A 21278-nucleotide genomic window follows, 5' to 3' on the forward strand; every position below is an offset into this window, starting at 1 on the left:
GGTTAGACGTTCTTGATCAGACCCTACGCTCCGGGTCCGACATCGGCCCCGCAGTTGGTGCAACGTGCGGGACCCACCTGTGTGATTCCCCGGGCGTTGACCTTTCAGCCGCCGGAGAGCACCCGAACCAGATCCTCTGCCGTGCGGCAGCGGTCCAGGAGTTCCTTGACGTGGTTGCGCGTGCCGCGCAGGGGCTCCAGCGTCGGGACCCGTTGCAGAGAGTCACGGCCGGGGAGGTCGAAAATGACCGAGTCCCAGGACGCGGCGGCCACGTCGTCCGCGTACTGCTCCAGGCAGCGGCCGCGGAAGTACGCGCGCGTGTCCTCGGGGGGCTTGGTGATGGCCCGCTCGACGTCCGACTCGTCGAGGAGCCGCTTCATCTTGCCCCGGGCCACCAGACGGTTGTACAGGCCCTTCTCGGCCCGTACGTCCGCGTACTGGAGGTCGACGAGGTGGAGCCGCGCGGCGTCCCAGTCGAGGCTGTCACGGCGGCGGTAGCCCTCCATGAGCTCCCGCTTGGCGACCCAGTCGAGCTCTCCGGACAGGCTCATCGGATCGCTCTCCAGACGGCCGAGGACGTCCTCCCAGCGGGCCAGCACGTCCTTGGTCTGCGCGTCCGCGTCCGAGCCGTAACGCTCCTCGACGAACTTGCGGGCCAGTTCGAAGTACTCCATCTGGAGCTGTACGGCGGTGAGTGAGCGGCCGCTGCGGAGCGTGACGAGGTGCTTGAGGGTCGGGTCGTGCGAGACCTGGTGCAGGGTGCGCACCGGCTGGTCCACGGCGAGGTCCACCGCGATGAAGCCCTCCTCGATCATCGCGAGGACGAGCGAGGTGGTGCCCAGCTTCAGATAGGTCGAGATCTCCGAGAGGTTCGCGTCGCCGATGATGACGTGCAGCCTGCGGTACTTCTCGGCGTCGGAGTGCGGCTCGTCCCTGGTGTTGATGATGGGCCGCTTGAGGGTCGTCTCCAGGCCCACCTCGACCTCGAAGTAGTCCGCGCGCTGGCTGAGCTGGAAGCCGTGCTCGTGGCCGTCCTGGCCGATGCCGACGCGTCCCGCGCCGGTGACGACCTGGCGGGAGACGAAGAACGGCGTCAGGTGCCGCACGATGTCCGAGAAGGGGGTCTCCCGCTTCATCAGGTAGTTCTCGTGCGTGCCGTACGAGGCGCCCTTGTTGTCGGTGTTGTTCTTGTACAGGTGGATCGGCTGGGCGCCGGGGAGCTGGGCCGCGCGGTCGGCGGCCTCGGCCATGATGCGTTCGCCGGCCTTGTCCCACAGGACGGCGTCCAGCGGGTTGGTGATCTCCGGCGAGCTGTACTCGGGGTGTGCGTGGTCGACGTACAGGCGTGCGCCGTTGGTGAGGATGACGTTGGCCAGGCCGATGTCCTCGTCGGTCAGCTGGCTGGAGTCGGCGGCCTCGCGGGCGAGGTCGAAACCCCGCGCGTCCCGCAGCGGGTTCTCCTCCTCGAAGTCCCAGCGGGCGCGTCGCGCCCGGTGCATCGCCGCGGCATAGGCGTTGACGATCTGGGACGAGGTGAGCATGGCATTGGCGTTGGGATGGCCGGGGACGGAGATGCCGTACTCCGTCTCGATGCCCATTACTCGCCGTACGGTCATGCGGCCCTCCTTGCCCGGCGGCGCTCCCGTTCGGGAACGGCGCTCAAGTACCGCTGGTTCTCCGGTGCGTGTGCGGTGCCCGTCCCCGCACTGCGCGACTCGGCGGTACCGAAGAGCCTAGAACGCCTTTGCGCTGGTGGGGAGATCATTGCTGTCATTGAAAAGCAGACGGCCGCGGGTACCCGTGAAGGACACCCGCAGCCGCCCTGTGTTCTACAGGTACTGACCGGTGTTGGCCACCGTGTCGATGGAGCGTCCGGTGTCCGCGCCCTGCTTTCCGGTGACAAGGGTGCGGATGTACACGATCCGCTCGCCCTTCTTTCCGGAGATCCTGGCCCAGTCGTCCGGGTTGGTGGTGTTCGGCAGGTCCTCGTTCTCCTTGAACTCGTCGATGCAAGCCTGGAGGAGGTGAGCGACCCGAATGCCCTTCTGGTTCGCTTCGAGGAAGGCCTTGATGGCCATCTTCTTGGCGCGGCCCACGATGTTCTCGATCATGGCGCCGGAATTGAAGTCCTTGAAGTACAGGACTTCCTTGTCGCCGTTGGCGTACGTCACCTCGAGGAAGCGGTTCTCCTCGGACTCCGCGTACATCTGCTCGACGACGGACTGGATCATGCCGTGCACCGTGGCGTGCCGGTCGGCGCTGTGCTCGGCGAGGTCGTCCGAGTGCAGCGGGAGCCGCTCGGTGAGGTACTTGGCGAAGATGTCCTTCGCCGCCTCGGCGTCCGGACGCTCGATCTTGATCTTCACGTCGAGCCGGCCGGGCCGCAGGATCGCCGGGTCGATCATGTCCTCGCGGTTGGAGGCGCCGATCACGATGACGTTCTCCAGGCCTTCCACGCCGTCGATCTCGGCGAGCAGCTGCGGGACGATGGTGTTCTCCACGTCCGAGCTGACACCGGATCCGCGGGTGCGGAAGAGGGACTCCATCTCGTCGAAGAAGACGATGACGGGGGTGCCCTCGCTCGCCTTCTCCCGCGCACGCTGGAAGACCAGGCGGATGTGACGCTCGGTCTCGCCCACGTACTTGTTGAGGAGTTCGGGGCCCTTGATGTTGAGGAAGTAGCTCTTCCCCGCGGGCTGCCCGGTGACCTCGGCGACCTTCTTGGCCAGCGAGTTGGCGACGGCCTTCGCGATCAGCGTCTTGCCGCAGCCGGGGGGCCCGTACAGCAGCACGCCCTTGGGCGGCCGCAGTTCGTGCTCCTTGAAGAGGTCGGGGTAGAGGTACGGAAGCTCGACGGCGTCCCGGATCATCTCGATCTGGCCGCCGAGACCGCCGATCTTCTCGTAGCTGATGTCGGGGACTTCTTCGAGGACGAGCTCCTCGACCTCGCTCTTGGGAACGACCTCGTAGACATACCCGGAGCGGGGTTCGAGCAACAGGGCGTCGCCGGGGCGGATGGTGACGTCCAGCAGCGGCTCGGCGAGCCGCACCACCCGTTCCTCGTCGGTGTGCCCGACCACCAGGGCACGCTCGCCGTCCTCGAGGATCTCCTTGAGGGTGACGATGTCCCCCACGCTCTCGTACTCCATGGCCTCGACCACGTTGAGCGCTTCGTTGAGCATTACTTCCTGGCCGCGCCTGAGCTCTTCGAGCTCCACGCTCGGGCTGACGTTCACCCGGAGCTTGCGGCCCCCGGTGAAGATGTCCGCCGTGCCGTCCTCGTTCGCCACGAGGAAGACTCCGAAGCCGGCCGGCGGCTGCGCGAGCCGGTCGACTTCCTCCTTGAGGGCCACGATCTGGTCGCGGGCCTCACGGAGCGTGTTGGCGAGCCGCTCGTTCTGCGCGGACACGCCGGCCAGGTTGGTCTGCAGCTCGACGATCCGCTCTTCGAGAATCCTCGTATGACGCGGAGAGTCGGCGAGCTTGCGTCGCAGGACGGCGATTTCCTGCTCGAGATAGGCAACCTGACCGGCGGGGTCCTCGGACCCTCGTCCCGGCCGGATGCCGCGGTTGATGTCGTCGTCGTGGGCTGCCACGGTCCTCACCTCCTCCAAGGGGAGCTGGACGCTTCCAGACCCTACCTGGGTGGGTGTCGATTGAAACCCCTAGATCACAAAGACGATGGGGGTGTGTCCGATCTTCACCCTTGCGCTCTCCCTCACGCCAGGGGAATACCCACCCAACAACATCGGAAAGCGGGCGGTTGTATCGTCGAACCGTTCAACACCCGTCAGGGCTGGCCCGACTTGCTGCAGGAGCGGGCCTCCCGGCGCAGCGACCGGCAGGAGAGATGACCGTGCGGCACGAGGCCGAGACCGGCAGTGAGGGCCACGATCTGGAGGTCTGGATCGACCAGGACCTCTGTACCGGAGACGGCATCTGTGCGCAGTACGCGCCCGAGGTCTTCGAGCTGGATATCGACGGCCTGGCCTATGTGAAGAGCGGCGACGACGAGCTGCTGCAGGCCCCGGGGGCCACAACGCCCGTGCCGCTGCCGCTCCTCACCGATGTGGTGGACTCCGCCAAGGAGTGTCCGGGCGACTGCATTCACGTACGTCGGGTTTCGGACAGGGTCGAGGTCTACGGTCCCGACGCGGCATGACCGTGCGCCCCTCGGGGCATCAGACGCTACGGGCCCCGGCGGGGGTCAGCCGCTCGAACGCGCCGTCCTTCCACTGCCACTTGGCCTTGTGCTGCTCGTCGGGGCAGCAGCGGGGCACGTCGGGCGAGGAGTAGCCGAGCAGGGTCGCGGTGACCGCGCCGTCACGCACGGCGAAGGCGCTGACGTTCTGCCGGTCCTTCGGGTCGAGGAGGGTGGCGACCACGCGCGGTTTGCCCGCGCCGCCCGATCCGGTGATCACGTAGATCCCGTCGGGCGGGGTGCCGGAGCCGGCCCGGCAGTGCACGACGGCCACGGTCTCCGGCTTGCCGTCGCCGTCGAGGTCGCCGGTGGCCTTCTTCTTCACCACGGGCTCCACGGGGCCGCAGTCGAGCGGGAAGTCGACGGCGGCGGCATCGGGCGCGGGGGCCGGGGCCGCTCCGCCCGCGGCGGCTCTGGTGTGTGTCTTCAGGGCCGTCTGGGCGGCGGTCGCGGCGTCGGGCTGGAGGACGGCTGAGCCCGCGACGACGGCGGCGAGCGCGGCCGCGGTGGCCAGCCAGTGGATGGGGCGGGTGAGGGTGTGTGCCAGTTCCGGGACCGCGGGGTGCTGCACGAGGAAGTGTCTCCTGTGAGGGCGTGCCGGTGGGGAGATGGCCAGCATCGTGCCATACGTCACAGTGCGGTGGAACACCGGGGTCCGATGGTTTTCGCGGTGCGCGCGGTACGCGGCCGGCGTCCCGTCAACGAAACGGCGCCGCCGCCGAGTTCCCTGGTCGGTCAGGGAACTCGGCGGCGGCGCCTGCTCATTGGGCGGTGCCCGTCGTGCGGGTCAGCGCGGCGTTCCGCCGTCGGCGTTCGGGCCGGAGTAGTCATCGCCGTACGCGCCCTTGGCGGGGCGGCGGCGGCGCATCGGGGGCTCCACGCCGTCCGCGAGGCGGCGGGCGGTGAGCAGGAATCCGGTGTGGCCGATCATACGGTGGTCCGGGCGCACGGCCAGGCCCTCGATGTGCCAGTTGCGGATCATCGACTCCCAGGCCGTCGGCTCGTTGAAGCCGCCGATCTCGCGGATGGACTCGACGGTCCTGGCGAGCTGGGTGGTGGTGGCCACGTAGCAGCACAGGATGCCGCCGGGGACGAGCGCCTTGGAGACGCCCTCCAGGCACTCCCAGGGGGCGAGCATGTCCAGGATGACGCGGTCGACCTCGGTGTCGCTGAGGTTGTCCTGGAGGTCGCCGACGGTGAGCTGCCAGGCCGGGTGCGGGCCGCCGAAGTAGCGCTCCACGTTCTGCTGGGCGATCTCGGCGAAGTCCTCGCGGCGCTCGTAGGAGTGCAGCATTCCCTGGTCGCCGATGGCGCGCAGCAGGAAGCTGCTGAGCGAGCCGGAGCCGACGCCCGCCTCCACGACGCGCGCGCCGGGGAAGATGTCGGCGAAGGCCAGGATCTGCCCCGCGTCCTTGGGGTAGACCACGGCGGCGCCGCGGGGCATGGACAGGACGTAGTCGGGGAGCAGGGGTCGCAGCGCCAGGTAGGCGACGTTTCCCGTGGTACGGACAACACTGCCCTCGGGAGCGCCGATCAGCTCGTCGTGCGGGAAGGAACCCTTGTGGGTGTGGAAATTCTTCCCGGCCTCGAGCGTGAACGTGTAGTGGCGTCCCTTGGGGTCGGTGAGCTGGACCTGGTCCCCGACCTTGAAGGGCCCGCGACGGCGGGCGGCACCGGTCGGTTCGGACATGTGACCAGCCTACCGGCCCCCGCGCGGGCCGCCGACCACGGTGTCGGCGGTCCCGGCCCGGTCAGGAGGGGCGGGCCATGGCCTTGACGAAGGCGCGCTCCACGTCCGCGGCGGACAGCACTCCGTAGATCTCGCCGGACTCCTCGACGACGAGGTACTCGGTGGCGGGGGTGGTGCGGAGGGTGTCGAGGAGTTCCTCGCCCGCCAGTTCGGCGGAGACGCGCATGCCCTCGGTGATGTCCTGGGCGAGGCCGCCGACGCCGACCCAGGGGCGGCGGTGCTGGGGCACGGAGACGATGGCCCCTTCGCGGACCACGGCCATCGGGTCGCCGTCGGCGTCGACGACGACGAGGGCTCGGGCGCCCGCGTCGTTGGCCCTGCGCAGCGCCTCGGAGAGCGGGGTGTCGCCCTCGACGGGGACGGCGCGGCGGGTCAGGGTGCGGGCGCGCAGCTCGGGCAGGTGTTCGCGCAGCCGGGCCATGCGGAGGCTGTTGCCGGCGCCGGTCCAGATGATCGCGGCGAGGATCGCGGCGAGCAGGGCGTCCATGACGGTGTCCATGCCGCCGATGTCCTGGGCGTCGCCGCCGAGGGCGCCGGACTGGTTGAGCAGCGGCAGCCCGATGAGGACGGAGATGGCGAGGGCGCGGCCGACCCAGGCGGCGGCCACGGTGCCGCTCATGGGCCTGCCGGTGATCTTCCAGACGACGGCGCGGAGCATCCGGCCGCCGTCCAGCGGCAGGCCGGGCAGGAGGTTGAAGGCGGCGACGATGAGGTTGGAGATCATCAGTCCCGCGAGCAGGACGCCCGGCACGGTGCCCGGGTCGACGGCCTGCATCCCCGCGTAGAACACCCCGGCGAGGACGAGGGAGAGGAGCGGGCCGACGAAGGCGAGGACGAACTCGCGTCCGGGGGTCTCGGACTCCTTCTCGATCTCGGAGACGCCGCCGAAGAACTGCAGCTGGATGCGGCGCACCGGCAGCTTGAAGCGGAGGGCCGCGACGGTGTGGGCGAGTTCGTGGACCAGTACGGAGGCGTAGAAGGCCACCGCGAAGAAGAGGGAGACGAGGTAGCGGGCGCCGCCGAGTTCGGGCAGCACGCGGTCGAGCTGGTCGCCGAAGACCCAGGTGATGAGGGCGGCGACGAGGAACCAGCTGGGCGCGACGTAGACGGGCACGCCGAACGGCCTGCCCATGAGCAGTCCGCCGCCGGGCCCCTTGCGGTTGCCGGGCGGCGCGGGGTTGCCCTTGCCACCGGACTGCTCCCGCGGTCCCGCCTTGGTGAGGACGGGGCGCGACTCGCCGGGGCGCTGCTCGCCGGGAGTCTGCTCGCCGGGGCCCTGTTCACTCCGCGGCTCGGCCGCGGGGGTGTCCGGGGCCGGGGAGGTGGCCGGGCTGGTGGAGGCATCCGGGGCCGCGGGGGCGTCCGGGTCAGTTGAGGTGCGCGGGCCGGCGGAGGTGCCCGGGGACTCGGGAGCGCCCGTGCCGGCGGAGGTGCTCGTGCCGACGGAGGCGTCCGGGCCAGCTGAGGCATCCGGGGACCCTGGGGCGTCCAGGCCAGCTGAGGTGCCCGTGCCGGCCGAGGCGTCCGGGGACTCGGGAGCGCCCGGGCCGGCGGAGGTGCTCGTGCCGGCCGAGGTGTCCGGTGACGCGGACGCGTCCGGGCCGGTGGAGGTGTTCGTGTTGTCGTCCCGTGGCCGTGCCGGTTCGTCGGACGGGTGCCTCGGCGCCTCTGGGGCGCCCGCCGCGTCCGTCGGTCGCTCGGGGTCCCGGTCCGCCTCGGCCCGGCGCGCCGGTTCGTCCGCCGTGTCGACCGGACGTGCCGGCTCCGGGGAGCCGTGCGCACCGTCCGGCCGCAGGCCCTCGGCGCCGTCGGACCGCGGCCTGCCGCTCCCGCCGCTTTCGTCCACGATGTCCCCTCGATCGAAGCGTCCCTCGCCCCGGTATGGCGTGGTTACCCGCACGATCATGCAGGGCGAGAGGGTCTGCCGTCGATGGTATGCGGCTGCTGTCGGTGGCGGGTCGTAGGGTCTGTCCCTATGGAAACCAGCACCGACGGCGTCGTGGCGGCCGTGCGCCCGGCGTCCCTGTCGCCCTCACGCGCGGGCGATTTCATGCAGTGCCCCCTGCTCTACCGGTTCCGGGTGATCGACAAGCTGCCCGAGAAGCCGAGTGAGGCGGCGACCCGGGGCACGCTGGTGCACGCGGTCCTGGAGCGGCTCTTCGACGCGCCCGCGAGCGAGCGCACCGCGCCGCGCGCCAAGTCGCTCATCCCGGGGCAGTGGGACCGGCTGCGGGAGTCCAAGCCCGAGCTGACGGAGCTCTTCGCGGATGATCCGGAGGGCGAGCGGATGGCGAGCTGGCTGTCCGACGCGGAGCGGCTGGTGGAGCGCTGGTTCACGCTGGAGGACCCGACGCGGCTCGAGCCCGCCGAGCGGGAGCTCTTCGTCCAGGCCGAGCTGGAGTCGGGCCTGAAGCTGCGCGGCATCATCGACCGTGTGGACGTGGCCCCTTCGGGCGAGGTCCGCATCGTCGACTACAAGACGGGCAAGGCCCCGCGTCCGCAGTACGCGGAGGGCGCCCTGTTCCAGATGAAGTTCTACGCCCTGGTGGTGTGGCGACTGAAGGGCGTCGTGCCGCGTCGCCTCCAGCTCGTCTATCTGGGCAGCGGCGACGTCATCACGTACGACCCGGTGGTCGCCGATCTGGAGCGGGTCGAGCGCAAGCTGCTCGCGCTGTGGGAGGCGATCGAGCTGGCGACGGAGACCGGGAACTGGCGGCCGCGGCCGACCAAACTGTGCGGCTGGTGCGACCATCGGGCGGTATGCCCGGAATTCGGCGGGACTCCCCCGCCGTATCCGCTTCCTGTGAGGGCGCCCGAGTCGGCGGAGGGTGAGCAGGGCAGAATGGGCCCGGGCTAGCTAAGGAGAGACACCGTGGCCATCCGCGTCCTACTGGTCGATGACCAGCCGCTGTTGCGCACCGGCTTCCGGATGATTCTGGAGGCCGAGCAGGACATCGCGGTCGTCGGCGAGGCCGGCGACGGCCTGCAGGCTCTCGACCAGGTGCGGGCGCTGCAGCCCGACGTCGTCCTGATGGACATCCGCATGCCGCGGATGGACGGGGTGGAGGCGACCCGTCAGATCACCGGCCCCGGCCGGGACGGTCCGGCGAAGGTGCTGGTACTGACCACCTTCGACCTCGACGAGTACGTGGTGGAGGCGTTGCGCGCCGGCGCCAGCGGCTTCCTCCTCAAGGACGCCCCCGCCAACGAGCTGGTGCAGGCGATCCGGGTGGTCGCGGCCGGCGAGGCGATGCTCGCGCCGAGCATCACCCGCCGCCTCCTCGACAAGTACTCCGCGCACCTGCCGTCCGGCGACGAGCCGGTGCCGGACACCCTGCACACGCTGACCGACCGCGAGGTCGAGGTCCTGAAGCTGGTCGCCCGCGGCCTGTCGAACGCCGAGATCGCCGCGGACCTCTTCGTCAGCGAGACGACCGTGAAGACGCACGTGGGCCATGTGCTCACCAAGCTCGGGCTGCGCGACCGGGTGCAGGCCGCGGTGTACGCGTACGAGAGCGGGTTGGTGCGCCCCGGCGCGCAGTGACCGCCCGCCCGCCGGGCCCGGATCGACGAAGGTGGCCGCCCCCTCCGCGGGGACGGCCACCTTTCTCGTACGTCGGCGGGGCTCGGTGCCCGGTCGGCCGCTCGGTCAGCCCTTGCTGATCTCCCAGAAGCGGAAGACCGTCGACGCGTCGAGGCACGACTCCAGGCCGTAGACGCTGTCGCGGACGACGGCGTACTGCTTGGCCTGCCACACCGGCAGGACGGGCAGCTGGTCGGCCACGATGTCCTGCAGCTCGCCGTACTGCTTGTCGGTCTTGGTGCGGTCGCTCTCGGTGGCGGTGCCCGGGATGATCTTCCCGGTGATGGTGCTGTTCTCGAAGTGGTTGCCGAGGACGTTGCCCTTGCCGAAGAACGGCTGGGTGAAGTTGTCCGCGTCCGGGTAGTCCGGCACCCAGCCCTTGACGTAGACCCCGTACTTGCCGGCCGCGATGTCCTTCTCGTACTGCTCGAACTCGACGGACTTCACGTCGGCGTCGAACAGGCCGGAGGCGTTGAGCTGCTTGGCGATGGCCTTCAGCTCCTGGTCCGTGGCCGGGCCGTAGCGCGAGGGCGTCGACCAGAGCGTCAGCTTGGCCTTGCCGTCGATGCCGGCGCCGCGCAGCGCGGACGCGGCCTTCGCGCGCTGCGGACGGGCGCCGTAGGTGTCGAAGAACGCCGTGTTGTGGCCGCCGATGCCCGCCGGGACGATCGAGTACAGGGGCGTCGCGGTGTCCTTGTAGACCTCCTGGACGAGGGCGTCCCGGTCCAGGAGGTACGCGATGGCCTTGCGCACGCCGAGCTTGCCCGCGACCGGGTCCTTCATGTTGAAGACCAGGTGCTGCACCTCGGCGCTGGTGCCCTCCACGATGTCGACGTCCTGGCCCTCCTTGGAGGTGTTCCGCTCGATGTCCGCGATGTCGGCGGCGGCGAGGCCTCGGTAGGCCAGGTCGATCTCGCCGCCCAGGAGCGCCTTCTTCAGGCCCTTCTGGTCGCCGTGGAAGAATTTGATGGCCACGCCGTCGTTCTTGACCTTGGCGGTGCCCTGGTAATCGGAGTTGACGGAGAAGACCGCCTGCCCCTTGTCGAACGAGTCCAGCTTGTACGGTCCCGAGCCGACCGCCTTGCCGTCCTGGCGCAACCCGTTCATGTCGTACTCGCGGTGGTCCACGATGGAGCCGGCACCCGAGGCGATCTTGCTGGGGAAGGTCGCGTCGGAGTACTTCAGCTTGAAGACCACCGTCTTGGTGTTCGGCGTCTCCACCCGGTCGAGCATCGGGAACATGATCGCCGGACCGGCGTCGTCCTTGATGTGCCGCATGCGGTCGAAGGAGAACTTGACGTCCTTGGCGGTCAGCGCGTTGCCGTTGCTGAACTTCAGTCCGTCGCGCAGCTCACACTTGAAGACCTTCGCCTCCGTGTCCGTGAACCCGCACCGCCTGGCGGCCTCCGGCTCCGGCTCGGTGGCGCCCTTGGGGAAGCTCAGGAGCGACTGGAAGACGTTGTTGAACAGGAGCCAGGAGCCGGGGTCGTAGCCGGACGCGGGGTCCGTGGCGAGGACGTCGTCGGACATCCCCATCACGACCGCGTCGCCCGTGTCCCCCGCACCGCCCGATTCCGTGCCGCAGCCGGTCAGCAGGGCGGCGGCCAGCCCTCCCGTGAGGGGAAGGGCCAGCCACTGGTTACGACATTTCACGTACGTGCCTTTGGTGTTGAGGTCGTTCGCTGGACTTGAGGACGCCGGAGTGCCCTCGGTGCGCGGAGGTCAGCCGCTCACACCGCGGCCGAGCTCCCACAGCTGGAGGTTGGACGAGGAGTTGAGCGCCCACTCGACGCCCGTGATGTCGTCGCGCGCCGCGATGTACTGCTTGCCCTGCCAGAGCGGGAGCACCGGCACGTCGTCGGCGACGATGTCCTGGATCCTGCGGATGCTCTTGGAGGCGGCAAGCCGGTCGGCCTCGCGACGGGACGTCGGGATCAACTGGTCGTTGACCGTGTCGTTCACGTACGGCGAGCCGAGGAAGTTGTCCTTGTCGAGGAAGGGCGCGAGGAAGTTGTCGGCGTCGGGGAAGTCGGGGAACCAACCCATGCCGTACGCCGCGTACTTGCCGTCGCGCTCGGCGGCGCGGAAGGTGTTCCACGGCACGCCCTTGACCGACACGTCGAAGAGGCCGGACGCGTTCAGCTGCTTCTTCAGCAGCTCGAACTCCTTCTTGGTGCCCGGGCCGTAGTGGTCCGTGGTGTAGTGCAGCGTCATCTTCACCGGGGTGGTGACGTTCGCGTGGTTGAGCAGGGCGCGGGCCTTGGCCGTGCTCGGGTTGCCGTACTTGTTGAAGAACGAGTTGGCGTGACCGGTGATGGTGGACGGCACCAGGGAGTACAGCGGGTCGGCCGTCGAGCCGTACACCGAGGAGGCCAGCGCGCCGCGGTCGACGAGCTGCGCCATGGCCTGGCGGACGGCCTTGTTCTTGGCCGTCGGGGCGTCGGTGTTGAAGGCGAGGTAGCGGATCTCCAGGCCCTGCATGTCGACCAGGTCGATCTTCTTGCTGGAACCGGCGTCGAGCTCCCTGACCTGCTTGGGCGACATGGTGCGCGTCATCAGGTCGATGTCGCCGTCCTCGAGCGCCTTGCCCATGGCCTCGGCGTCCGGGAAGTTGCGCAGCTCGACCTTGTCGCTCTGCACCTTGAACCCGCCCTTGTAAGTGGGGTTCTTGGTGAACACCGTCTTGACCAGACGGTCGTCCTTCACTTCCTGCTTCGCGGTGTACGGGCCGGAGCCGGACACCTCGAAGCCGTCCCGCAGCTTGTTCTTGCTGTACTGGTCCTTGCTGACGATGCCCGCGGTGGGGGTGGCCAGCTTGAACGGGAACGTGGCGTCCGGCTTCTTGAGGTGGAACACGATGTCGCGGTCGCCCTGGACCTCGATCTCGTCGACGTTCGACACCAGGGCGTCCGAACCGCTCGCGTTCTTGATCTTCATGTCGCGGACGCGCTCGATGGAGAACTTCACGTCCGCTGCGGTCAGCGGCTTGCCGTCGGAGAACTCCAGGCCCTTGCGGAGGGTGCAGGCGTAGCGCTCGTTGCCGGTGTCGGTGAAGCCGCACCGCTCGGCGGCCTCGGGCTCCGGGTCACCGCCGCCGCGCGGCATCGCCATGAGCGTCTGGACGGTCTGGCGCAGCAGGTTCCAGGACCCGGCGTCGTAGGCGTACGCCGGGTCGAAGGGCGCCGGGACCTCCTTGGAGATGGCGAACGCGTCCGTGGTGCCGACGGCGATCGGCTTGTCGCCGTCCGACCCGTCCGAGCCACCGCACGCGGCGAGCGCGGGGGCGAGCAGACCTATGACAGCCGGCAGCACCAAAGTCTTGCGGTTCATGCTCGACGTTCTCCAGAGCTCTTGAATCCCGTGAATCCGGCAACGCGGGGTGTGGGTTGGTGGTGCACGGGGGGTGGGGCGATGTTCTCGCGACGAGATTAGTCCGCACCAGATGAGCGCCGGAGGGGGCCTGAGCGCCTTCTCCATCACGCTGCGAAACCGGGCGTGGACACACCGATAACCCGACACCGGAAGGTTTCGTGCACGCTCCCACCAATCGGGACACAACGGCACGCCGCTCCACCCCCACCCGGAGTGCGCGGCACAAGCGGGCACCCTTGTCGACCCCCTCGGGGGTGGGAAACGTCACACCCTTTCAAGGGGTCGCCGAGGGAACTGTCAGAGGGTCATCAGCCCTTGCAGGAAAGGCAGGTTGACGTCTTCGAGGGAGGCGACGACGGTGCGTCCCGCGGCGGCGGGGATGGGGGCGACCGACGGTACGGCCACGACGCGGCAGCCCGCGGCCTCGGCGGCGGCGACACCGGTGGCGGTGTCCTCGATGACGGCGCACCGGGCGGGGTCGGCTCCAAGTCCCCGGGCGGCCAGGAGGTAGGGGTCGGGGTGGGGCTTCGTACGGGCCACCTCGTCGCCGGCGACGGTGAGTTCGAAGTGGTGGGCCCCGATCGAGCCGAGGACGCGGTCGATGATCCGGCGGTGCGAGGCGGAGACCAGGGCCATCGGCACGCCGTGCGCGCCGAGTTCGGCGAGCAGCCGGGCGGCGCCCGGCATCAGCGGCAGGGAACTGGCGATGCGCTCCTCGAAGCCGTCGTTGAGCAGCACGGTGAGCTCGGGAACCGTGATGTCGGCGCCGGTGGCCTCGATGAGGAAGCCCGCGCTGCGCGTCATGGGGCCGCCGACGACGACGTCGCGCCAGGCCTCGTCGAGCGCGTGCCCGAGGGAGGCGAACACCGCGACCTCGGCGTCCCACCAGAAGCCCTCGGTGTCCACGAGGGTTCCGTCCATGTCGAGCAGCACACCCTGCAGAGCCGAGCCTTCGGCCGTTCGGGTGCCGAGCGCGGGAACCGTACTGGTCATGCGACCACACCTTCCTTGAGGGACGAGAAGGCCGGCTGCCTCCTTGTGACGGAAGGCAACCGGCCTGCACTGGACCGACCAGTGTACGACTGCGCCGGATCAGCGCGCGTTGAAATATTTCGCCTCGGGGTGGTGGATGACGATCGCGTCGGTGGACTGCTCGGGGTGGAGCTGGAACTCCTCGGAGAGCTGGACGCCGATCCGCTCCGGCTCGAGCAGCTCCGCGATCTTCGCGCGGTCCTCCAGGTCGGGGCAGGCGCCGTAGCCGAGCGAGAAGCGCGCGCCGCGGTACTTCAGCGCGAACATGTCCTCGACGTCCGCGGGGTCCTCTCCCCCGAAGCCGAGCTCGGCGCGCACCCGGGCGTGCCAGTACTCGGCGAGGGCCTCGGCCAACTGCACGGACAGGCCGTGCAGTTCGAGGTAGTCGCGGTAGGAGTCGGCGGCGAAGAGCTCGGCGGTGGCCCCGCCGATCTTCGAGCCGACGGTGACGACCTGCAGGCCCACCACGTCCCTCTCGCCGGACTCCTCGGGGCGGAAGAAGTCCGCCAGGCACAGCCGCCGGCCGCGGCGCTGGCGCGGGAAGGTGAAGCGGGTGCGCTCGGCCCCGTCCTCACCCAGGATGATCAGGTCGTCACCCTTGGAGACACACGGAAAGTAACCGTGCACGACCGCGGCTTCCAGCAGGTTGTCGGTCTGCAGCCGGTCCAGCCAGCCGCGCAGCCGCGGCCTGCCCTCGCTCTCCACCAGCTCCTCGTACGAGGGTCCGTCGCCGGTCCGCGCCTGCTTCAGGCCCCACTGGCCCTTGAACAGCGCGCCCTCGTCCAGCCAGGACGCGTACTCCTTGAGCTGGATGCCCTTGACCACCCGCGTGCCCCAGAACGGCGGCTCCGGAATCGGGTTGTCCACCGAAACGTCGGAGCGGGCCGGCAGCTCCTCCTCATTGACCTCGAGGACGGCCGCGGTGGCCTTGCTCGGCACCCTGCGCTGCTTGAGCTCCGGCAGCGTCGCCCCGGGCACGCCCCGCTTGACGGCGATGAGGGCGTCCATCAGGCGCAGGCCCTCGAAGGCGTCGCGGGCGTAGCGGACCTCGCCCTCGTAGATCTCGTGCAGGTCCTGCTCGACGTAGGCGCGGGTGAGGGCGGCGCCGCCGAGGATGACGGGGAAGTCGGCGGCCATCTTGCGCTGGTTGAGTTCCTCCAGGTTCTCCTTCATGATCACCGTGGATTTCACCAGGAGCCCCGACATGCCGATCACGTCGGCCTTGTGCTCCGCGGCGGCGTCCAGGATCGCCGCGACGGGCTGCTTGATGCCGAGGTTGACGACGTTGTAGCCGTTGTTGGACAGGATGATGTCGACGAGGTTCTTGCCGATGTCGTGGACGTCGCCGCGGACGGTGGCCAGCACGATGGTGCCCTTGCCCTCGTCGTCGGTCTTCTCCATGTGCGGCTCCAGGTGCGCCACGGCGGTCTTCATCACCTCGGCGGACTGGAGCACGAAGGGCAGCTGCATCTGGCCGGAGCCGAAGAGCTCGCCGACGACCTTCATGCCCTCCAGGAGGGTGTTGTTGACGATGTCGAGGGCCGGGGTGTCCTGGAGGGCCTCGTCCAGGTCGGCTTCCAGGCCGTTCTTCTCGCCGTCGATGATGCGGCGCTGCAGGCGCTCGTCCAGCGGCAGCGCGAGGAGTTCCTCGGCCTTGCCGGCCTTCATCGACTTCGTCGAGACGCCCTCGAAGAGCTCCATGAGCTTCTGCAGCGGGTCGTAGCCCTCGGCCCGCCGGTCGTAGATCAGGTCGAGTGCGGTGGTGACCTGCTCGTCGTCGAACCGCGCGATCGGCAGGATCTTCGAGGCGTGCACGATCGCGGAGTCGAGTCCGGCCTTGACGCACTCGTCCAGAAAGACGGAGTTGAGCAGGACGCGGGCGGCCGGGTTGAGGCCGAAGGAGATGTTCGACAGGCCCAGCGTCGTCTGCACGGCCGGGTGGCGCTTCTTCAGCTCCCGGATCGCCTCGATGGTGGCGATGCCGTCCTTGCGGGACTCCTCCTGGCCGGTGCAGATGGTGAAGGTCAGGGTGTCGATGAGGATGTCCGACTCGTGGATGCCCCAGGTGCCGGTGAGGTCTTCGATGAGGCGCTCGGCGATGGCGACCTTGTGCTCGGGGGTGCGGGCCTGGCCCTCTTCGTCGATGGTCAGCGCGATCAGCGCGGCGCCGTGCTCCTTGGCCAGCGCGGTGACCTTCGTGAAGCGCGACTCGGGCCCGTCGCCGTCCTCGTAGTTGACGGAGTTGATGACCGCGCGGCCGCCCAACTTCTCCAACCCGGCCTGCAGGACGGGCAGTTCGGTGGAGTCGAGGACGATCGGCAGGGTGGAGGCGGTGGCGAAGCGGCCGGCGAGCTCGGCCATGTCGGCGACGCCGTCGCGGCCCACGTAGTCCACGCACAGGTCCAGCATGTGCGCGCCCTCGCGGATCTGATCGCGCGCCATCTCCACACAGTCGTCCCAGCGGCCCTCCAGCATCGCCTCCCGGAACTTCTTCGAGCCGTTGGCGTTCGTGCGCTCGCCGATCGCCATGTACGCGGTGTCCTGGCGGAACGGGACCGTCTGGTACAGGGAGGCGGCACCCGGCTCGGGGTGCGGCTCTCGGGCCGCGGTCTCCACGCCCCGTACCCGCTCGACGACCTGGCGCAGATGTTCCGGGGTCGTACCGCAGCAGCCGCCCACCAGGGACAGGCCGTAGTCGCGGACGAAGCCCTCCTGTGCGTCGGCCAGCTCGGCGGCGGTCAGCGGGTAGTGGGCGCCGTCCTTGCCGAGGACGGGCAGGCCGGCGTTGGGCATGCAGGAGATCGGGACGCGCGAGTGGCGGGCGAGATAGCGCAGGTGCTCGCTCATCTCGGCGGGGCCGGTGGCGCAGTTCAGGCCGATCATGTCGATGCCCAGCGGCTCCAGGGCGGTGAGCGCGGCGCCGATCTCGGAGCCAAGGAGCATGGTGCCGGTCGTCTCCACGGTGACCGAGCAGATCACCGGGAGGTTCGCGCCGGTGGCGTCCAGGGCGCGGCGGGCGCCGAGGATCGCGGCCTTGGTCTGCAGGAGGTCCTGGGTGGTCTCGACGAGGAGCGCGTCGGCGCCGCCGGCGATCATGCCTTCCGCGTTCGTCTGGTAGGCGTCGCGCAGGGTGGCGTACGGGGCGTGGCCGAGGGTCGGCAGCTTGGTGCCCGGGCCCATCGAACCCAGCACCCAGCGCTGCTGCCCGGTGTCCCGGGTGAACTCGTCGGCGACCTCGCGGGCGATGCGCGCGCCGGCCTCGGAGAGCTCGAAGTTGCGCTCGGGGATGTCGTACTCGTTCAGGGCCGCGAAGTTCGCGCCGAAGGTGTTGGTCTCCACGCAGTCCACGCCGACGGCGAAATACTCCTGGTGGACGGAGCGCACGATGTCGGGGCGGGTGACGTTCAGGACTTCGTTGCAGCCCTCGAGCTGCTGGAAGTCGTCCATCGTGGGGTCCTGCGCCTGGAGCATGGTGCCCATCGCGCCGTCGGCCACCACCACTCGGGTGGCCAGGGCCTCGCGGAGGGCGTCGACCCGGGTCCTGCTCTCGGACGATGCGGGCGTGGGCTGCGACGACGGGGTTGGCGACGAGGCCATGAAAGAGCTCCCTGGAGTGCGACGGCTGTCGGCTTTGCGCCTTCTGGTTGGAGGGCGCACTCGGCCAGGGTAGCCGGGACCAAGGTCCCGCGGTGGAGGCGTCCACGAGGCGGACTAGCGCGGCGTCGCGGCTCGTCCCCGTGCCCGGCACGGGGGAACCACGGGGAACGCCGTCAACACATCTCGTCCACGCATTAGCGAGAGGTCGACAACGACCGATAGTGTTCAGCATTGCCGAACGCCGACATTGGTGCGGCGACATGGAGCGAGGGGACGGAGGTCGGGGCTGCGATGGCACGCAACATCCAGTCGCTCGAACGGGCCGCGGCGATGCTGCGGCTGCTCGCGGGCGGCGAGCGACGGCTCGGCCTCTCGGAGATCGCCTCCTCCCTCGACCTCGCCAAGGGTACGGCGCACGGCATCCTGCGCACCCTGCAGGCGGAGGGCTTCGTCGAGCAGGACTCCGCGTCGGGCCGCTACCAGCTGGGCGCCGAGCTGCTGCGCCTCGGCAACAGCTATCTGGACGTGCACGAGCTGCGGGCCCGGGCCCTGGTGTGGACCGACGACCTGGCCCGCTCCAGCGGCGAGAGCGTCCACCTCGGCGTCCTGCACCAGCAGGGCGTGCTCATCGTCCACCACGTCTTCCGCCCGGACGACAGCCGCCAGGTCCTGGAGGTGGGGGCCATGCAGCCGCTGCACTCCACGGCGCTGGGCAAGGTGCTGTCCGCGTACGACCCGGTCGCGCACAACGAAGCCGTCGAGGCCGAGCGCAACTCCTTCACGGCGCGCACCGTGACCGACTCCGAGGGCTTCGAGTCCCTCCTCGACCTGACCCGCGCGCGCGGGTACGCGGCCGACGTGGAGGAGACCTGGGAGGGCATCGCTTCCATCGCCGCCCCGATCCACGACCGGCGCCGCATGCCGGTCGGCGCGGTCGGCGTCACCGGCGCCGTCGAGCGGGTCTGCCGGGACGGGGAGCTGCGGCCCGAGCTGATCGCCGCCGTACGGGACTGCGCGCGCGCCGTCTCGCGGGACCTGGGCGCCGGGCGCTTCTGACGCCCTCCCCCGCCTGCGGGCGGGCCCGTTCCGTGGTGGCGTGGACCCATAAGGCGGAACGATCAATAACGATCGTGTTTTCAATAACAGAACCCTTGACGTGCCAGTAACCCCGGGGTGAGACTCGCGTCCATCGGTCGGCATTGTCGAACACCTACCGGCATTACGCGCTAGAGTGTGACAAGGCCAAGGGCCGGCAACGACCTCACCTGAGGTCGCGGACCACCGGAGGGACCCGGGGTTCGCCTTCCCCTGGACGAAGGACAAAGGAGTCGCGGGTGTCCAGCTCCGACATCTTCATCGGCGAGACCATCGGTACCGCCGTGCTCATCCTGCTCGGCGGTGGCGTGTGCGCCGCCGTCACGCTCAAGCGCTCAAAGGCCAAGGACGCCGGCTGGCTCGCGGTCACCTTCGGTTGGGGCTTCGCGGTCCTGACCGGCGCCTATCTCGCGGGGGGCGTCTCCGGCGCCCACCTCAACCCGGCGGTCACGCTCGGTCTCGCCATCGAGGGCGGCACCAAGTGGAGCGACGTACCGCTGTACCTGGCCTCGCAGCTGCTCGGCGCGATGATCGGCGCCGTACTGGTGTGGGTCACCTACATGGGCCAGTTCCGGGCCCATCTGACCGACCCCGAGATCCTCGCGGCGCAGCCGGTCGAGGAGGGCATGGTCGACCAGAAGGCCGCGCCGTCGGCCGGTCCGGTGCTCGGCGTCTTCTCGACGGGTCCGGAGATCCGGAACTACGTCCAGAACGTGCTCACGGAGATCATCGCCACGGTCGTCCTGGTCCTCGCCATCCTGACCCAGGGCCTGAACGACGGCGGCAACGGCCTCGGCACCCTCGGCGCCCTGATCACCGCGCTCGTCGTGGTGAGCATCGGCCTCTCCCTCGGTGGCCCCACGGGCTACGCGATCAACCCCGTCCGTGACCTCGGTCCGCGCATCATCCACTCCGTGCTCCCGCTGCCGAACAAGGGCAGCTCGGACTGGTCGTACGCCTGGGTGCCGATCGTCGGTCCACTGATCGGCGGAGCCATCGCCGGCGGTCTCTACAACGTCGCGTTCAAGTAGACCCGCGACAGCGACCGATGACCGCCACAGACGCCTGAGACCAAGCCCAAGAATTTCTGGAGCACACCGTGACCGACGCACACACCGCAGGCCCCTTCATCGCGGCCATCGACCAGGGCACCACCTCGAGCCGCTGCATCGTCTTCGACAAGGACGGCCGGATCGTCTCCGTCGACCAGAAGGAGCACGAGCAGATCTTCCCGAAGCCGGGCTGGGTCGAGCACGACGCCGCCGAGATCTGGACCAACGTCCAGGAGGTCGTCGCAGGCGCCGTGTCCAAGGCGGGCATCACCCGCGACGACATCAAGGCCATCGGCATCACCAACCAGCGCGAGACGACGCTGCTGTGGGACAAGAACACCGGTGAGCCGGTGCACAACGCCATCGTCTGGCAGGACACCCGCACCGACGCGCTCTGCCGGGAGCTCGGCCGCAACGTCGGCCAGGACCGCTTCCGCCGCGAGACCGGCCTGCCGCTGGCCTCCTACTTCGCGGGCCCCAAGGCCCGCTGGCTGCTCGACCACGTCGAGGGCCTGCGCGAGCGCGCCGAGGCCGGCGACATCCTCTTCGGCACCATGGACTCCTGGGTCATCTGGAACCTGACCGGCGGCGTCAACGGCGGCAAGCACGTCACCGACGTCACCAACGCCTCGCGCACCATGCTGATGAACCTGCACAAGATGCAGTGGGACGAGAAGATCTGCGAGTCCATCGGCGTGCCCACGGCGATGCTCCCCGAGATCCGCTCCTCCGCCGAGGTCTACGGCGAGGTCACCGGCGGCACGCTCGGCGACGTGCTCGGCGGCATCCCGGTCGCCTCGGCGCTCGGCGACCAGCAGGCGGCCCTCTTCGGCCAGACCTGCTTCGCGGAGGGCGAGGCGAAGTCCACGTACGGCACCGGCACGTTCATGCTCCTGAACACCGGTGACAAGGCCATCAACTCCTACTCGGGCCTGCTGACCACGGTCGGCTACCAGATCGGCGACCAGAAGCCGGTCTACGCCCTGGAGGGCTCCATCGCCGTCACCGGTTCGCTGGTGCAGTGGATGCGCGACCAGATGGGCCTGATCAACTCCGCCGCCGAGATCGAGACGCTCGCGTCCTCGGTCGAGGACAACGGCGGCGCCTACTTCGTGCCGGCCTTCTCCGGCCTGTTCGCCCCGTACTGGCGCTCCGACGCCCGCGGTGTGATCGCCGGTCTCACCCGGTACGTCACCAAGGCGCACATCGCGCGCGCCGTCCTGGAGGCCACGGCCTGGCAGACCCGCGAGATCACCGACGCCATGACGAAGGACTCCGGCGTCGAGCTCGCGGCCCTCAAGGTCGACGGCGGCATGACCTCCAACAACCTGCTGATGCAGACCATCTCGGACTTCCTCGACGCGCCCGTGGTGCGTCCGATGGTCGCCGAGACCACCTGCCTCGGCGCCGCCTACGCCGCCGGTCTCGCCGTCGGCTTCTGGTCCTCGACCGACGAGCTGCGCGCCAACTGGCGCCGGGCCGCCGAATGGACCCCCCACATGGACGCGGGCACCCGCGACCGTGAGTACAAGAGCTGGCTCAAGGCCGTGGAACGGTCCATGGGCTGGCTCGACGAGAGTGGCGAGGAGTAAGACA

At 69.5% G+C, this 21278-nt stretch carries 15 protein-coding genes; 6 read left to right on the forward strand and 9 right to left on the reverse strand.

Features of this window, described 5'->3' with window-relative positions; all coding sequences use genetic code 11:
• Positions 1-104: 104 nt before the first annotated feature.
• Positions 105-1616, reverse strand: a complete 1512-nt coding sequence (dop, locus tag ACFYO9_RS28975; protein WP_355810299.1) for a depupylase/deamidase Dop — start codon at positions 1614-1616, stop codon at positions 105-107.
• 213 nt (positions 1617-1829) lie between these two features.
• A complete protein-coding gene (gene arc, locus ACFYO9_RS28980; protein WP_358778831.1) occupies positions 1830-3596 on the reverse strand; it encodes a proteasome ATPase in 1767 nt (588 codons plus the stop codon).
• Positions 3597-3850: 254 nt separating this feature from the next.
• Between arc and ACFYO9_RS28985 the strand changes: the two genes are divergently transcribed.
• Complete coding sequence (locus ACFYO9_RS28985) at positions 3851-4162, forward strand: ferredoxin (RefSeq protein ID WP_355810294.1); 312 nt, start codon at positions 3851-3853, stop codon at positions 4160-4162.
• A 19-nt stretch (positions 4163-4181) separates the two neighbouring features.
• Here ACFYO9_RS28985 and ACFYO9_RS28990 read toward each other — a convergent pair whose 3' ends face one another.
• The 3 genes from ACFYO9_RS28990 to ACFYO9_RS29000 all read right to left on the reverse strand — a co-directional run bounded on the left by ACFYO9_RS28990 (position 4182) and on the right by ACFYO9_RS29000 (position 7797).
• On the reverse strand, positions 4182-4772 hold the full coding sequence (locus ACFYO9_RS28990; RefSeq protein ID WP_358778832.1) for a hypothetical protein: 591 nt from the start codon (positions 4770-4772) through the stop codon (positions 4182-4184).
• 216 nt (positions 4773-4988) lie between these two features.
• Entirely contained in the window at positions 4989-5891 is a 903-nt protein-coding gene (locus ACFYO9_RS28995; RefSeq protein WP_355810290.1) for a tRNA (adenine-N1)-methyltransferase, read from the reverse strand.
• Positions 5892-5952: 61 nt separating this feature from the next.
• A complete protein-coding gene (locus ACFYO9_RS29000; protein WP_358778833.1) occupies positions 5953-7797 on the reverse strand; it encodes a site-2 protease family protein in 1845 nt (614 codons plus the stop codon).
• 129 nt (positions 7798-7926) lie between these two features.
• Here ACFYO9_RS29000 and ACFYO9_RS29005 point away from each other — a divergent pair, with 129 nt between their 5' ends.
• Together ACFYO9_RS29005 and ACFYO9_RS29010 are read left to right on the forward strand one after the other, a co-directional pair.
• Positions 7927-8808 (forward strand): RecB family exonuclease, encoded by an 882-nt coding sequence (locus ACFYO9_RS29005; protein ID WP_355810285.1) that lies wholly within the window; start codon positions 7927-7929, stop codon positions 8806-8808.
• Positions 8809-8823: 15 nt separating this feature from the next.
• Positions 8824-9495 carry a response regulator transcription factor gene (locus ACFYO9_RS29010; protein WP_030782872.1) on the forward strand — a complete coding sequence of 224 codons (672 nt, stop codon included), beginning with the start codon at positions 8824-8826 and terminating at the stop codon, positions 9493-9495.
• Between the two features lie 105 nt (positions 9496-9600).
• Here the strand turns inward: ACFYO9_RS29010 and ACFYO9_RS29015 are convergent, their stop codons facing one another.
• The 4 genes from ACFYO9_RS29015 to metH all read right to left on the reverse strand — a co-directional run bounded on the left by ACFYO9_RS29015 (position 9601) and on the right by metH (position 17535).
• Positions 9601-11187 (reverse strand): ABC transporter substrate-binding protein, encoded by a 1587-nt coding sequence (locus ACFYO9_RS29015; RefSeq protein ID WP_358709700.1) that lies wholly within the window; start codon positions 11185-11187, stop codon positions 9601-9603.
• 69 nt (positions 11188-11256) lie between these two features.
• Positions 11257-12864 carry an ABC transporter substrate-binding protein gene (locus tag ACFYO9_RS29020; RefSeq protein ID WP_355810278.1) on the reverse strand — a complete coding sequence of 536 codons (1608 nt, stop codon included), beginning with the start codon at positions 12862-12864 and terminating at the stop codon, positions 11257-11259.
• 339 nt (positions 12865-13203) lie between these two features.
• Complete coding sequence (locus ACFYO9_RS29025; RefSeq protein ID WP_358778834.1) at positions 13204-13899, reverse strand: HAD family phosphatase; 696 nt, start codon at positions 13897-13899, stop codon at positions 13204-13206.
• 99 nt (positions 13900-13998) lie between these two features.
• A complete protein-coding gene (metH, locus tag ACFYO9_RS29030; protein ID WP_358778835.1) occupies positions 13999-17535 on the reverse strand; it encodes a methionine synthase in 3537 nt (1178 codons plus the stop codon).
• Positions 17536-17826: 291 nt separating this feature from the next.
• Between metH and ACFYO9_RS29035 the strand changes: the two genes are divergently transcribed.
• The 3 genes from ACFYO9_RS29035 (at position 17827) to glpK (ending at position 21274) form a co-directional block, all read left to right on the forward strand.
• A complete protein-coding gene (locus tag ACFYO9_RS29035) occupies positions 17827-18591 on the forward strand; it encodes an IclR family transcriptional regulator (protein WP_355810270.1) in 765 nt (254 codons plus the stop codon).
• A 278-nt stretch (positions 18592-18869) separates the two neighbouring features.
• Positions 18870-19661 (forward strand): MIP/aquaporin family protein, encoded by a 792-nt coding sequence (locus ACFYO9_RS29040; protein ID WP_355810268.1) that lies wholly within the window; start codon positions 18870-18872, stop codon positions 19659-19661.
• A 68-nt stretch (positions 19662-19729) separates the two neighbouring features.
• A complete protein-coding gene (gene glpK / locus ACFYO9_RS29045) occupies positions 19730-21274 on the forward strand; it encodes a glycerol kinase GlpK (protein WP_355810265.1) in 1545 nt (514 codons plus the stop codon).
• Positions 21275-21278: the final 4 nt, after the last annotated feature.

This window comes from Streptomyces sp. NPDC005863, assembly GCF_042871345.1.
Taxonomy (GTDB): Bacteria; Actinomycetota; Actinomycetes; order Streptomycetales; family Streptomycetaceae; genus Streptomyces.